We start from the raw sequence: 13,144 nt of genomic DNA on the forward strand, positions 1-13,144 counted from the left end.
GTAAGTCGGTTATGATATCTTTAACGGGGAAGCTCAACCAAGGTTACACGGCCGCGAAAAAAATCAGAAAAAAGTAGCCGCTAGTGCTACCCGCTTAAAAAACAGAAAGCCTCCCGCTAAATAAATGCGAGAGGCTTTCCTTTTAATACAATTAGCTTACCCTTCCGAATGGGTTTACAGAAGAAGCTTGCGATGGACGTCGTTCGATTTTACTAACGGGTTGTTTGACCAGATCCTGTTAGAAGCTCAACGAGTCGGCAATTTTACTTGCTGTACTATCTCCAATCTTCTTTTAAGCCGATTGTATATTCTTTAACGGGGTGCCGAAGGGAAGGTTACGTTTGCCCGAAAAAAATTATCAGGATTTATAACCGGGGTAGTGCCGGGAGTCGCCCCCTACCCCATCGTAGTCCGAATCGGCGTCGCTGGAGGTAGATACTTCATAGGCGGAGTCGCTGAGAGAGTTTAAGAGGCTGTCGGCAGCGGTGCGGTCGGTGCGTAGCTGATCGGAAGCGGGTTCTTCCTCTTTTAAGGAGCTTAGGCCCATTTTTCCTTGCTTGAGCAGCTTGCTTAGCTCGTCGCCCCACTTAGAGGCCGACTTTTTGAGATTGGCCCGGGTAGCATCGCCGGTTTCGGGGGCCAGTAGCAGCCCGGCTACCGCTCCGGCCGTAGCCCCAACCAGCAGGGATAAAATTACTTTGCCTTTCGTGTCTTGCATGAGGCGGAACAAGTTTAAGGTGAGCATACTAGCTTCCGGCGGCATACCGGCCTACTGGTACAACGCGAAAAGTATAGAGTAGGTTAAATATTGTTTTTAGGCAGGTTCAGCCAGCTGCCGGGGGTAGGGAGCCAAACAAGAAAGCCCGTGGTAGCTGAGCTACCACGGGCTTTCAAGACTTGGAAGCCGGAGTGGCTTACAGTTCGTTCAGCAGTTTTACAACTTCCTGCTTGGCTTTGCCCAGCTTGTTTTGCAGGCGGCCAACCAGCTCGTCGCCCTGGCCTTCAGCGTACTCCAGGTCTTCGTCGGTCAGTTGAGCATACTGTTGCTTCAGTTTGCCTTTGGCTTCATCCCAGTTGCCTTTCAGCTTCAGTTTAGAGCCAGCACCGGTGATGCCCATGTCTTCGAGCTTCTCGATATAGCCTTTGAATTTGGCATCGAGGTCTTCACCGTATTTCGAGAGCTGCTCGCCTAGCTGGCCGCTATATTTAGTGGCGGCGCTGCCCAGCTTGCTGCGGGTAGCCGTGCCTTTGTCGGGGGCCATCAGCAAGCCAGCAATGATACCAGCACCGGCACCAGCCAATGCAGCGAGGAGAATTTTACCCGAGTTGTCTTCTTCGTGGTAGGACATGATTCGTAGGGGAGAGAAATGAAAAATAGGGTTCGAAAGCAAATCCGGCGTTCCTCGGTTGGAGGCAGGCCAACATCATAACTCAGCGGGCCACTGTACAGGATATGGGCATCTATACGGCGTGGAGTGGTCGAGGTTTTGCCCCAATATAAAAATTAGCTAAGTAAAATATTAGGTCAGCTCTATTTAATAGCGTCTAACGACAGTCCTTTACCTTTAGCCCCACACACCTCTCTTTTACTTATGCGAAAAATCCTTGTTTTCGGTGCTTTTCTGCTTTCCACGGTCGCCTGTCAGCGCACCCCGGCCTCCACGGCTCAATCTTCCTGCATCGACGAAAGCAAAATCAAGAAAGACGCTATGTGCACGATGGACTACAAGCCGGTATGCGGCTGCGACGGCAAAACCTACGGCAACGCCTGCCAGGCCAGTAACGCCGGTGTCACCAGCTTCACGGAGGGCGAGTGCGCCCAAAAAACTAGCAACTAGCCCCTACCCCCATCCAACCCGGCGAAGCCCTGCGCTAAGGCTTTGCCTATACTTTGTTTTTCCTCATTATGTCTGAAAAGCGCTATTTCCGCCAGCAAAACCCGTTTATCGTTCCGACTACGGATGGTAAGCTGATTGAAGAGCACATTGGTTTGGCCAGCACCGGCACGGGCCAGTACAGTGTGGCGCACATGGTAGCGCCGCCGCAGTGGAGCGAGCCTCACCAGCGCCCCGAGTTTGATGAGGTAACCATAGTGGTGCGGGGCCGCAAGCGGTTTGAAATAGACGGCGAGGTAGTAGAACTCGGTGCCGGCGAATCCTTGCTGATTAAGGCCGGGGCCCGGGTGCGCTACTCCAACCCCTTTGACCAGGAATGTGAGTATTGGTCGGTCTGCGTGCCAGCGTTCAGCCCGGCTACGGTGAACCGGGAAGAAGAGTAGCGGCCTTTCACCCCAATAACAACTCAACTGCCGCGGTGGCTGCAAGGAAAGCACTTGCCTGCTATCCTTGCAGCCACTTGCGCAGCTCGGGGGTGCGGTGCGAGCTGCTGGTAAGGGTAGCTGCCGCTGGGGCTTTCAGGTGTACTACCAGCGTATCGTTGAAGTAGGGCTCCAGGCGCTCAATGGCACTAAGCTGCACTATTTCGGTGCGGTTGAGGCGGAAAAACTGGGTAGGGTCGAGCAGGGCTTCCAGCTGGCTCAGGGTTTCGTTGAGCACGAAGGCCCGGCCTTGCCCGTCCACGGCGTGCGTGACGCCGTTGCGGAGCTGAAAATATGCTAGGTCGGCTACCTCAAGCAGGTACAGTCCCGCGCGGCTCTTGCTGACCAGCCGGGTTTTGTAGCGCGGGGCCGGGGCTACGTGCGCCGCTAGTTGCTGCAAAGCCGCTCCCTGAAACGACTGTCGGAGGCGCTCAAATTTCTGCAGAGCCGCCGCGAACTGCGCGTACTGTACCGGTTTGAGCACGTAGGCAATGCCGTTCTGCTCAAAGGCCTGCACCAGAAACGTATCGTAGGCCGTGATGAAGATGACCGGACTCGTAACCGACACTTGCCCGAACAGCGCAAACACGTTGCCGTCGAGCAGCTCAATGTCAGATAGAATCAGGTCGGGGGCGGGGTGTTGGCGCAGATAAGTGGCGGCCTCGCTCACCTGTTGGCATTCGGCCACGATGGTAGCGGCAGGATGGTACTGCTGCACAAACCGACGCAACTGAGCGGCGGCGGGCTCCTCGTCCTCAATCAGCAGAATGCGCATGGGCAGGTATGGGTAGGGGTGCTACCAGGGGCAGCGTCACGGTAAAAGATTCGTCGGTGGCGGTTACACGCACGGGCGCAGCAGCCAGCAGCGCCACGCGGGCCTGCAGGCCCGCCAACCCACTGCCCGCACCAGGGGCAGGGTGCGGACGGGGACGCCTGTCGTTGCGTACCTCTATTTCAGTGGGCAGAACTCGTAAGCTGATGTGCAAAGGCTGGCTGCGGCTAGCCAAATTGTGCTTCACAGCATTCGTGAGCAGCTCTTGCAGTACCCCAGGCGGTAGTAGCAAGTTGTGGAGCTGCTCGGGGGTAGCCTGTACTTCTTCCTCAAACTGATAGGCCGCGCCAAACCGGCAGCGCAGCAGCTCACAGTAGCCACGGGCAAAAGTCAGTTCTTCCGCTACAGGTACTACCTCCTGTTCGCGGGTGCGCACCAGGTAGCGGTACACGTCGGCCAAGTGCCCTATGTAGGCATGAGCGGCCTCATTGCCAGGCTCAATAAGAGCAGCTAGGATGTTAAGATTGTTAAATAAGAAATGTGGATCGACGTGCTGCTGCAGGGCCTGCAGCTTGGCCCGGGCAGCTTCCTTTTCGAGGCGCTCCAGCTCTAGGCGCACTTGGCCGGCGTGCTGCTGGTACAGGAAGGGCAGGTAAATGCTGCCCACCAGCAGGTATAGGAACACATCAGAAGAAAAGCCCCGCGCCACCGCGTACCAGCTGCCGTAGTCGCCCTGGCCCACGCCCGAAAGCACTAGCGCAGCCTGTAGTAACTGCTTGAGCAGGATAAACAGCAGTGCCCCGCGCCAAAGCAAACCAAAGTAGTAGCCAGCCCGGCCACTAGCTCGGCCCTGTTGCGTAGCGCGAGCGTGCAGACGGTCGAGGAGGTACACAACCAGCAAGGCTTCCAGAAACGTCCAGAACGGCGCGTCGGGAAACAAGTAGAATTCTTCTGGCCGCACGGCCATGGTCAGGCGCGTGTAGAGGGCCAGCAGCACCGACAGGCCGAGCACGAATACGTAAAACCAGGGCTTCTTGCGCATTATAAGCGGGAAGTTACTAGGTGAGGCCCGATGCCTTTCCTCCTGGTAGGTATCGGACCTCAACGCTGGGTATATATCTACTCTACAGGCCGGCCGCTTTTAGATCTTTGCCCTGCTCATCGAGGAAGCGAAGCACAGGCTGGTTGTTTTTATCGACGCCAATGGTGAGGCGGGTGCGGCCTTGGGCGTCCTTAAAGTCGAGGGTGGACTGTTCGGTGTTGGCGACCAGCATCACGCGGGTTTCGCCGCGCTGGTCGGCCATAATCATCGCCGACGACCGGCCGGCGGTAGTGCCCACGTACAGGCGCCGCATCAGTCCCAGCTTCCCTTCCTTCACGGCCTGCTGCCTCTGCTCGGGGGTAGCACTTTTATACTTCTCCTCCAGAGCCGTTATGGATTCGGTGGGGGCATCACTAAATGTGAGGCCGGCCTTGTAGCCCCCGCCCTGCTCCTGGTAGTTCAAGGCAATAACCTGGTCCTGCCCAAACCGGTCGAAAGACAAATGACCACCGGCCGACACGTTGCCGTTGGCGTCTTTTTCGCCCCCGAAGATCAGGCCGCCGCATTCCTCTCCTTTGTCGTTGTAGAAGAGCATGCCGGGGTGCGGGCGCTTATAGTCCAGGTGCTTGCCGTCGATGGTGACGCCCTGCGGGAAGCGCGCCTTGTTGCTCATCAGCATTTTCACGGTGCCGTCGCGCTCCACCAGGTTCAGACGCTCCACCGATATTTCGCCGAAGCGCACCGGCTTATCGGGCTTGCCGAAGGCGCAGAGCAGCACGACCAGGGGCAGAATGGTAGTGACCAAGGCATAGGCTTTGAGAAACTTCACGTCGCGGGCGAGGTTGCGAGTATCCATGGGGGTAGTAACTGAGGTGAGAAGATGCCCAAAACTGCTGCTTGCCCCGGCCGGAAACAGGCGAATTCGCGGGAGTGCCGGAAAAAGCAGCGGAATGCCGGAAAAGCTGGCGGGAGTGCCGGGCCGCCTACCCCCACAAGAAGCATCAAACCCTTACCTTGCTGCTCTACCTTCACTCCCACTCTACCGGCTATGGATCAGCGCATCATCAACCTGTTCGACGAGTACACCCACGCCCCGCTTACCCGCAAGGAGTTTCTGGACCGGCTGGTGAAGCTGGCCGGTGGCACGGCCCTGGCCGCAGCCGCCCTGGCCGTGTTGGAGCCCGGCTACGCCCAGGCCGCCACCATCCCCACCGACGATGAGGACCTAGTGACAGAGGAGACTACCTGGCCCGGCGAAGCCGGCGTGACCATGAAGGGCTACTTGGTGCACCCGAAAGGCAAAAAGAAGCGCGGCGCCGTAGTGGTCATCCACGAAAACCGGGGCCTGACGCCCCACATCAAGGACGTAACGCGCCGCGTGGCCAAGGCTGGTTACCTGGCTTTGGGTGTTGATGCCCTGTCGGTATTTGGCGGCACCCCGGCCAATGAGGACGAAGGCCGCGCGCTCATCGGCAAGCTCGATAAGCAGCAAAACCTGAATAACTATCTGGCGGCCCTGCGCTACCTCCGCCAGCGCCCCGACTCCAATGGCAAAACCGGCTGCGTGGGCTTCTGCTGGGGCGGTGCCATGGCCAACAGCCTTGCTACCCATGATCCGCAGCTGAATGCCGCCGTGGCCTACTACGGCACCCAACCGCCCGCCGAGGAAGTGCCCAACATCAAAGCCGCCCTGCTGCTGCACTACGCCGCCCTCGATGAGCGGGTAAACGCCGGCATGCCCGCCTACGAAGCCGCCCTGAAAGCAGCCGGCATTAAGTATGAGCAGTACGTGTACCCCAACGTAAACCACGCCTTCAACAACGACTCCTCTCCCGCCCGCTACAACGCCGAGGCCGCCCAGCTGGCCTGGAGCCGCACCCTCAAGTTGTTCAAGGAGAAGCTAGGATAAATCCTGAAGGTCCTCGCCAAAACATTCATTCCAGAACAGCTCACTGCCTCCATGTAGTGGGCTGTTTTGTGGTAAAGGTATTGCCAAAGGAAAAGCCTTGCCGCTGATGCAAGCTGGCCGAAGAATGGTAGAAAACTTTGGCATTTGGATATTTTCCGATTGTTTTTTAGCCGTTCCTGAGATTGGAGTTTGTCAGGCAGGTAGCGCGATAAAGCGTGAGCAAAGGGGCAGGAAGCAATGTGCTGTAAGTGTATAAGCTCGACTACACGAGTGGTTTGGGGCTGATTTTCGAGCCTTGCATTATGCAGGTTTACCCTAATACCTTGGGGTAGTGCTCCGCGCTTTAGGATGCTGAGTGAAGCTGTATTAAATAGCTTTTGTTAGCTCCTCACCTTCTGAAGTCACTGCGCTGATTTCCTCCCCGCTGCTCTTCTTTCCACCAACTCCCACACAACCAAATGAAACACCGGTTTACCTCCCTTCTGGGAGCGGCTGCACTATGCGTGCTTGGCTCCGCTTCCTCCCACGCCCAAACCTATCAGCAAGTATGGGCCGATGAATTCACCAATGGCATCAGCTCCAGCTGGGTATTTGAAACCGGCGGGGGCGGCTGGGGCAACAACGAGAAGCAGTACTACCAGCGCGCCAATGCCAGCGTCGTGAATGGCATTCTGCAGATTACGGCTCGCAAAGAGAACGTAGGCGGCATGCCCTACACCTCCTCGCGCATGAAAACCCAGGGCCTGAAGGAGTTTAAGTACGGCAAAATTGAGGCCCGCATGAAGCTGCCCCTAGGCCAGGGCTTGTGGCCGGCCTTCTGGATGCTGGGCAGCAACATCAACACTGTCAGCTGGCCGGCCTGCGGCGAAATTGACGTGATGGAGCACATCAACGCCGAGAACAAGGTGTACGGCACCGTGCACTGGGACAGCAACGGCCACGCCGAGTACGGCGGCAACATCATTACAACTCCTCAGGACTACCACGTATATGCCGTGGAGTGGGAGCCTACCTACATCCGCTGGTTTGTAGACGGGGTGCAGTACCACGAAATCAACATTGCGAATGGCACGGGCAGCACCGAGGAGTTTCAGCGCCCCTTTTTCCTGCTGCTAAACCTGGCGGTGGCCGGCAACTGGCCGGGCCAGACGGTAGATGAAAGCAAGATACCGGCTACCATGTACGTCGATTACGTGCGGGTTTACCAGAAAAGCGGCACCACTACCCCACCCACGGGCTCCAGCACGACAATCCAGGCCGAGAGCTACAGCTCCATGAACGGGGTGCAGCTGGAAACCACCTCCGATGCGGGCGGCGGCCAGAATGTGGCCTACATTGATGCCGGCGACTGGATGGCGTACAGCAACATCAACTTCCCAACTTCGGGCACTTACACTCTTGAGTACCGGGTAGCTAGTCCCAGCGGTGGCACGCTGTCGTCGGACCTGAACGCGGGCTCCGTTCAGCTGGGCAACACCACTATTCCTGCCACGGGCGGCTGGCAGAACTGGACGACGGTTTCCCGGACCGTGAATGTGAATGCAGGCACCTACAACTTTGGAGTGTTTGCCCAAACCGGCGGCTGGAACCTCAACTGGATTCGGATTACGAAGGCAGGTAGCGCCCGCCCGGCAGCGGTTTTGGCTACCACGGCAGGTAGTGAGGAAGCTAAGAGCCTGAGCGTGTACCCCAACCCTTACTCAGCTGGCTCACCTCTTACTATCCAGCTCCCAAGCCAGGAACTGTCGCCGGCCCAGGTGCAGATTCTGGACGCGCAGGGCAAGCAAGTATGGCAAACCACGGCCTTCGGCTCAGAGGTGAAGGTAGGGAAAGACCTCCCACTACGGAGCGGCATGTACCTGATTCAGGTAACCAACGCCGCCGGTACTTCCGTCCAGAAATTGATGGTGCGGTAGAAGTGATTTTGGTGAATGAGTGAAGTAGCTTGGCAGGGCGCGTAGTGCACCACACCGACCCTGCCAGGCTACTTCCCTTTTCTCTGACAACCCTGATAAACCAACAAGCCCTTACTTCCGGCGCGGAGGTAAGGGCTTGTATTATTTCAGAGGGTAGGGCTAGGAAAATGACACCTGCATTGCCAGGGCACTTTACTTACCCATTCAGCAACTCACTGCCTACATCCGCTGCTCGGGCTTGGCGGCGGGTAGGGGTTTGCGGGGCAGCTTGGCGTCGCGCATGGCGGCCTGGTACACGAAGGAAGCCACTACCACGGAGGCCTGCTTCATGTCGTCGGCGGGCAGACGCTCGTAGGTGTCCATGTTGGTGTGGTGGGTGCGGGTACCGTAGTCGAGCGGATCCTGAATGAACTGAAAACCGGGCAGGCCCACGGCGTCAAACGAGAGGTGATCGGTGCCGCCGGTGTTGCGCAGGGTAACGGTGGTAGCACCCATATCGGCGAGGGGCTTGAGCCACTCCTGGAAAATAGGAGCCGCAGCCTCGTTCCCCTGAGCATAAATGCCACGAATTTTACCGGCACCGTTATCTAAATTGAAGTAAGCAGCCAGCTTTTCGTGTTCGGGCAGCAGCTTCATGGTAGCAGGGTCGGCGAAGTGATTTTTTACGTAACCGCGCGAGCCAAACAGGCCCTGCTCTTCCTCGCCCCACAAGGCAATCCGGATGGTGCGGCGGGGTTGCACGCCGGCCGCCTTCAGGATGCGCACGGCTTCCATCATCACGGCGCAGCCAGCGGCGTTGTCGGTGGCGCCGGTAGCAGCGTGCCAAGAGTCGATGTGGGCACCTAGCATCACAATTTCGCTTTTCAGCTTTTTGTCGGTGCCCGGAATTTCAGCTACCACGTTGTAGCCCTTCAGATCCTGGGTCTGAAAGCGAGTGCGGGTTTCCAGCTCAATTTCCACCGGAATGCCGGCTTCGGCCAGACGAATCAGGCGCAGCTGATCTTCGGGGGCCATTTCCAGCTCGGGCAATACCGGTTTGGCATCGGCGGCGTAGGGGGCGCCATTGCTGGTGAAGAAGGTACCATCGGAGCCGCCGCGGCTGCTCAGGATAGCGGCCGCACCTTCACTCAGAATCATTTCTGACATTTTGGTGCGCAACGCCAACATAGCGCGGCGCTGGGCCATGCGCTGCTCCATTTCGGCACTGGCCGGGTTGGCAGCGGCAGCAGGAGCTTCGGGCTTGAAAGCCGCCATTTTCTGCAGTTCCTCGTCGGTGTAGCGCTTGGCGTCGGCCTCGAAGGAGGTTTTCGGAGCCGTTACGTCGAGCAGCACAATTTTGTCGCGTAGCTGGCCTTTGTATTTATCCAGTTCCGCCTCGGTGGTGGCCTTCACTACCACTACCTGCTTCTTGAGGGTACCGTTGGTGCTGGGCGTCCAGGCCTTGGGAGCCCCGATGAGCGTGTGGTAATAAGGCGCCGTCATGGCGATGTACGACTTGTCGATATCCCAGCCGCGGCCGAAGGTACCCCAGGGCTCAATGGTTGCTTTCGTGAGGCCCCAGCTGGTAAGTTGCTTCTGGGTCCACTGGTTGGCACGGTTCAGCCCCTCGGAATTGGCCAGGCGCGGGCCGCACACGTCGGTCAGGTAAAAAGCCGTTTCCATCACCTTGGAGCGGTTCAGGCCTTCATCCTTGATTTTAGCCAGCGTGGCCTGATCAGCCTTGGTACCCTGCTGGGCTACGGAAGGCGCGGCTACCGCGAGGCCACCGGCCAGCGCCAAAAGTCGAAATGCGTTCATTTAGGAAGGTTGGTTGTAGAGAAGATAGTTTCGGAAGATAAAGAACCGAAACCAGTCGCAACGTTGCGCCGCCTATCCCTAGGCCGTCTTTTCTTTCTCCCGAACCCTACCCTCCTCCTAGCCCTGAACCTCCTGCCGGGCAGCCAACACTTTGTCTGGCGTGATGGGCAGCTCCCGGATGCGCTTGCCGGTGGCATGGTACACGGCGTTAGCAATGGCGGCGGTCAGCCCAATAAGACCTATTTCGCCCATACCCTTGGCACCCATAGGGTCGAGGTGAGAGTCGGGCTCATCAATGAAGATGACTTCTACCTCCGGCATATCGGCATTAACGGGGATGTGGTATTCAGCCAGCTGGTTGTTCACGAAGCGGCCGAAGCGGTGGTCCATGCGGGCCTCTTCCATCAGGGCCATGCCGATGCCCCAGGTGACGCAACCATACACTTGGCTGCGGGCCGTTTTGGGGTTGAGCACCTTGCCCACATCCAGGGCCGACACGACCCGACTCACGCGCACCACTCCGGTGGCCTCATTCACCCGCACCTCCACGAAGTTCGCGCAGAATGATTTACCAGAGTATTGGTCCTGCTCCGGCCCCTTGTCTACTTCGCGGGTCAGGTCAAGGCCCATCAGGTTATGTTCCCGCAGAATCTGGGGGTAGGAAAGTTGGCGCCGGGGATGCCGCGCTTGCCGGACCACCCCATTTTCTGCAACTACATCCGTCAGCTTCAGCTTGTGGCGGGCCCAGTCGGGGGTGCGCAGGGCCAGGTCGAGGAGCTGCTGTTGCAGGGCGGTACACACAGCGTGCACTGCCGAGCCTACCGAGGCCGCCGTGTGGGAGCCAAACTGTCCTGGCGCGGGTGGAAAGGCCGAGTCGCCGAGTTCAAACCGAATATTCTGCACCGGTACGCCGCTGGTTTGGGCGGCAATCTGGGTCATGATGGTGTAGGTACCAGGGCCGGCATCGGCGGTGGCACTTTGCACTACAAGGCGGCCATCGGCAAACAATTGGGCACGGGCAGCGGCTTTGGCCCGCTCGGCTTTATAGATACCCATGGCCATGCCCCACCCTACCATCCACTCGCCTTGCCGGGTGGCACGGGGCTGCGGGGGCCGCTTACCCCACCCGAATTGCTCGGCCCCACGCTCATAGCAGGCTCGCAGTTGGTTACTCGACCAGGGCTTGTCGTCTTTGGGGTCGGTTTCGGCGAAGTTCCGGCGGCGCAACTCCAAGGGGTCTAGGCGCAAGGCGTAGGCCAGCTCATCCATCGCCGACTCCAGGGCAAAGGAACCGCTCGACTCGCCAGGGCCGCGCGTCCAGGCGGGTGTGCTTACATCCAGCGGCACCAGTTGGTAGCGAGTGTTCAGGTTAGGGCAGCGGTAAGCCGATTTGGTGGGGTCCACGATGCGCTCCGTAAACTCCTCGTGCCGGGAAGTCTGCCCAAAGGCTTCATGAGTGATGCCTGTCAGCTTTCCATCAGGGGTAGCCCCTACCCCTACCCGCTGGGCCGAGTAAGGCCGGTAGCCTACCAGGTTAAACATCTGCTGGCGCCGCAACGCCACTTTCACCGGCCTACCCACCAGTTTCGCGCCCAGAATAGCTGCTACCTCCTGGGGCCAGATGCGCGAGGCGCCACCAAAAGCCCCGCCTACATACGGAGAGTGCACCTGCACCCCGTTCTCGGGTAGCTGAAACATGCGCCGCAGGTCTTGCTTGGCCAGGGCCGGGGCCTGGGTTTTGTTATATACGATAAGCCGGGGGCCAACCCAGTGGGCAATGGCGGCATGGGGCTCTAAGGGGTTGTGCACCTGCACTGCGGTATGGTACTCCTGCTCCACGCGCACCGGCGCCTGCTGATAGGCATTCGGTTGCCCGCGCTGGTAGTCCTCTGCTTTCTTGGGCTTCTGGCCCCGGTGGCGGTGAGCCAGCAGGTCAGTTTCGGGCGTGGTGGCTTCGTACTGCACCCGCACCAGCGTGGCAGCGTGCTGGGCATGCTCCAGAGTGTCGGCAATAGCCAGGGCTACCGGCTGGTTGCTGAAGTGAATCTGGTCGTCGTGAAATACGCGGTGCTCCTGGCCTTCCAGGCGGGGGTTATTATTGGCTTTGGCGTCTTGGTAGGCGGGCACGCCGGGTGAGTTGCGGTAGGTAAGTACGGCCAGCACGCCGGGCGCTTTTTCGGCGGCCGCGGTATCAAGGCTCTTAATTCGGCCCCTGGCAATAGTGCTGGTTACCAACACGCCGTGTACCACACCCGGTACATTGTGCTCGGCGGCGTAGCGGGCCTGGCCCGTCACTTTGGCCCGGCCATCTACCCTACTGAGCGGCGTGCCGGGTGCCGCTTCCATAAATGCTTGCTCTTCCATACCGTACACCAATCAAGCTTCGCTTGTCTGAAACCAATGTTTACTACGGATGCGCTGTGGAAAGGCTACCCCTCGCCTCTGGCTTAACCTCACGTGAATTACATCAATGCGCTGGCAGCTAACCCCTTACACTCATAACTTATTCCTATTTTGACAATTATTTGACTTATTCTATGGTTATGCTTATATAATACCCTTTCTCTATTCTTACATACTCCATTATGGTCAATGTGCTGAAGCGTAACAACGTCCGGGTACTAGGACAAGGCGCTCAGACGCTGCTTTTCGTGAATGGCTTCGGGTGCGACCAAAGCATCTGGCGTTACATTCTGCCGGCATTTTCTACCCAGTACCAGTTAGTGCTCTTCGACCATGTGGGCGCAGGCCTCTCAGACACGACAGCGTATGATCTGGAAAAGTACGCTTCTCTGGAGGGCTATGCCCAAGATGTGCTTGACATCTGCCACTCCCTCAACCTGCAGCAACCTATCTTGATTGGGCACTCTGTGGGTGCTACCATTGGCATGCTGGCAGCCATCCGGGAGCCGCAAACGTTCCAACGACTGCTGTTACTGTGCCCCTCGCCGTGCTATTTAAACGAGGCTGACTACTACGGCGGCTTTGAGCGCGACGATGTAGTGCGCATGCTGGCCTTTATGGAGCAGGATTATGTAGGCTGGGCCGATATGTTTGCTTCGGTTGTTATGGGCAACCCCGACCGACCTTCCTTAACGGCTGAGCTCACGCATAGCTTTTGCCAGAACGACCCCGTTATTGCCAAGCAATTTGCCCGGGTTACGTTTCTCTCTGACAACCGCCAAGACATTGCTCAACTGCGCGTGCCCTGCCTGCTGATTCAGTGTGCCCAGGACTATGTGGCCCCGCGCGAGGTAGGCGAATTCCTGCAAGCAGTCATTCCTGGCTCTACACTCGTGACGCTGCCAGTATCAGGCCATTGCCCCCACGTTAGTGCCCCCACGGAAACCCTGCAGGCCATGGAAGATTTTATGGCAGCCTAAGCTTCCTA

The 13,144-nt window shown here is 58.2% G+C and carries 12 protein-coding genes; 5 read left to right on the top strand and 7 right to left on the bottom strand.

Annotated features, from left to right (window positions below; all coding sequences use genetic code 11):
- Positions 1–358 precede the first annotated feature (358 nt).
- Together DNI29_RS11745 and DNI29_RS25250 are read right to left on the bottom strand one after the other, a co-directional pair.
- On the bottom strand, positions 359–745 hold the full coding sequence (locus DNI29_RS11745) for a YtxH domain-containing protein (RefSeq protein WP_162303591.1): 387 nt from the start codon (positions 743–745) through the stop codon (positions 359–361).
- Positions 746–914: 169 nt separating this feature from the next.
- Positions 915–1,349, bottom strand: a complete 435-nt coding sequence (locus DNI29_RS25250; RefSeq protein ID WP_110978311.1) for a CsbD family protein — start codon at positions 1,347–1,349, stop codon at positions 915–917.
- Between the two features lie 243 nt (positions 1,350–1,592).
- Between DNI29_RS25250 and DNI29_RS11755 the strand changes: the two genes are divergently transcribed.
- Both DNI29_RS11755 and DNI29_RS11760 read left to right on the top strand, forming a co-directional pair.
- Positions 1,593–1,838, top strand: a complete 246-nt coding sequence (locus DNI29_RS11755; RefSeq protein WP_110978312.1) for a Kazal-type serine protease inhibitor family protein — start codon at positions 1,593–1,595, stop codon at positions 1,836–1,838.
- A 68-nt stretch (positions 1,839–1,906) separates the two neighbouring features.
- Positions 1,907–2,278: a cupin domain-containing protein gene (locus DNI29_RS11760; RefSeq protein WP_110978313.1), complete on the top strand. Its 372-nt coding sequence runs from the start codon at positions 1,907–1,909 to the stop codon at positions 2,276–2,278.
- A 61-nt stretch (positions 2,279–2,339) separates the two neighbouring features.
- Here the strand turns inward: DNI29_RS11760 and DNI29_RS11765 are convergent, their stop codons facing one another.
- The 3 genes from DNI29_RS11765 to DNI29_RS11775 all read right to left on the bottom strand — a co-directional run bounded on the left by DNI29_RS11765 (position 2,340) and on the right by DNI29_RS11775 (position 4,987).
- Positions 2,340–3,092, bottom strand: coding sequence for a LytR/AlgR family response regulator transcription factor (locus DNI29_RS11765; RefSeq protein WP_110978314.1), 753 nt, complete (start codon positions 3,090–3,092; stop codon positions 2,340–2,342).
- Positions 3,073–4,131 (bottom strand): sensor histidine kinase, encoded by a 1,059-nt coding sequence (locus DNI29_RS11770; protein WP_110978315.1) that lies wholly within the window; start codon positions 4,129–4,131, stop codon positions 3,073–3,075. The genes DNI29_RS11765 and DNI29_RS11770 overlap by 20 nt, the downstream gene beginning before the upstream one ends.
- 82 nt (positions 4,132–4,213) lie before the next feature.
- The gene (locus DNI29_RS11775) at positions 4,214–4,987 is read right to left on the bottom strand and encodes a hypothetical protein (RefSeq protein ID WP_110978316.1); all 774 of its coding nucleotides are present in this window, start codon (positions 4,985–4,987) and stop codon (positions 4,214–4,216) included.
- A 192-nt stretch (positions 4,988–5,179) separates the two neighbouring features.
- Between DNI29_RS11775 and DNI29_RS11780 the strand changes: the two genes are divergently transcribed.
- Both DNI29_RS11780 and DNI29_RS11785 read left to right on the top strand, forming a co-directional pair.
- Positions 5,180–6,040 carry a dienelactone hydrolase family protein gene (locus DNI29_RS11780; RefSeq protein ID WP_110978317.1) on the top strand — a complete coding sequence of 287 codons (861 nt, stop codon included), beginning with the start codon at positions 5,180–5,182 and terminating at the stop codon, positions 6,038–6,040.
- Between the two features lie 458 nt (positions 6,041–6,498).
- On the top strand, positions 6,499–7,956 hold the full coding sequence (locus DNI29_RS11785) for a carbohydrate-binding protein (protein WP_110978318.1): 1,458 nt from the start codon (positions 6,499–6,501) through the stop codon (positions 7,954–7,956).
- 219 nt (positions 7,957–8,175) lie between these two features.
- Here DNI29_RS11785 and DNI29_RS11790 read toward each other — a convergent pair whose 3' ends face one another.
- Both DNI29_RS11790 and DNI29_RS11795 read right to left on the bottom strand, forming a co-directional pair.
- On the bottom strand, positions 8,176–9,753 hold the full coding sequence (locus tag DNI29_RS11790) for a M28 family metallopeptidase (protein WP_110978319.1): 1,578 nt from the start codon (positions 9,751–9,753) through the stop codon (positions 8,176–8,178).
- A gap of 117 nt (positions 9,754–9,870) precedes the next feature.
- On the bottom strand, positions 9,871–12,117 hold the full coding sequence (locus DNI29_RS11795; protein ID WP_110978320.1) for a xanthine dehydrogenase family protein molybdopterin-binding subunit: 2,247 nt from the start codon (positions 12,115–12,117) through the stop codon (positions 9,871–9,873).
- A 221-nt stretch (positions 12,118–12,338) separates the two neighbouring features.
- Between DNI29_RS11795 and DNI29_RS11800 the strand changes: the two genes are divergently transcribed.
- Entirely contained in the window at positions 12,339–13,136 is a 798-nt protein-coding gene (locus DNI29_RS11800) for an alpha/beta fold hydrolase (RefSeq protein ID WP_110978321.1), read from the top strand.
- Positions 13,137–13,144: the final 8 nt, after the last annotated feature.

It is taken from the genome of Hymenobacter sediminis, assembly GCF_003231285.1.
GTDB classification, from domain to species: Bacteria; Bacteroidota; Bacteroidia; order Cytophagales; family Hymenobacteraceae; genus Hymenobacter; species Hymenobacter sediminis.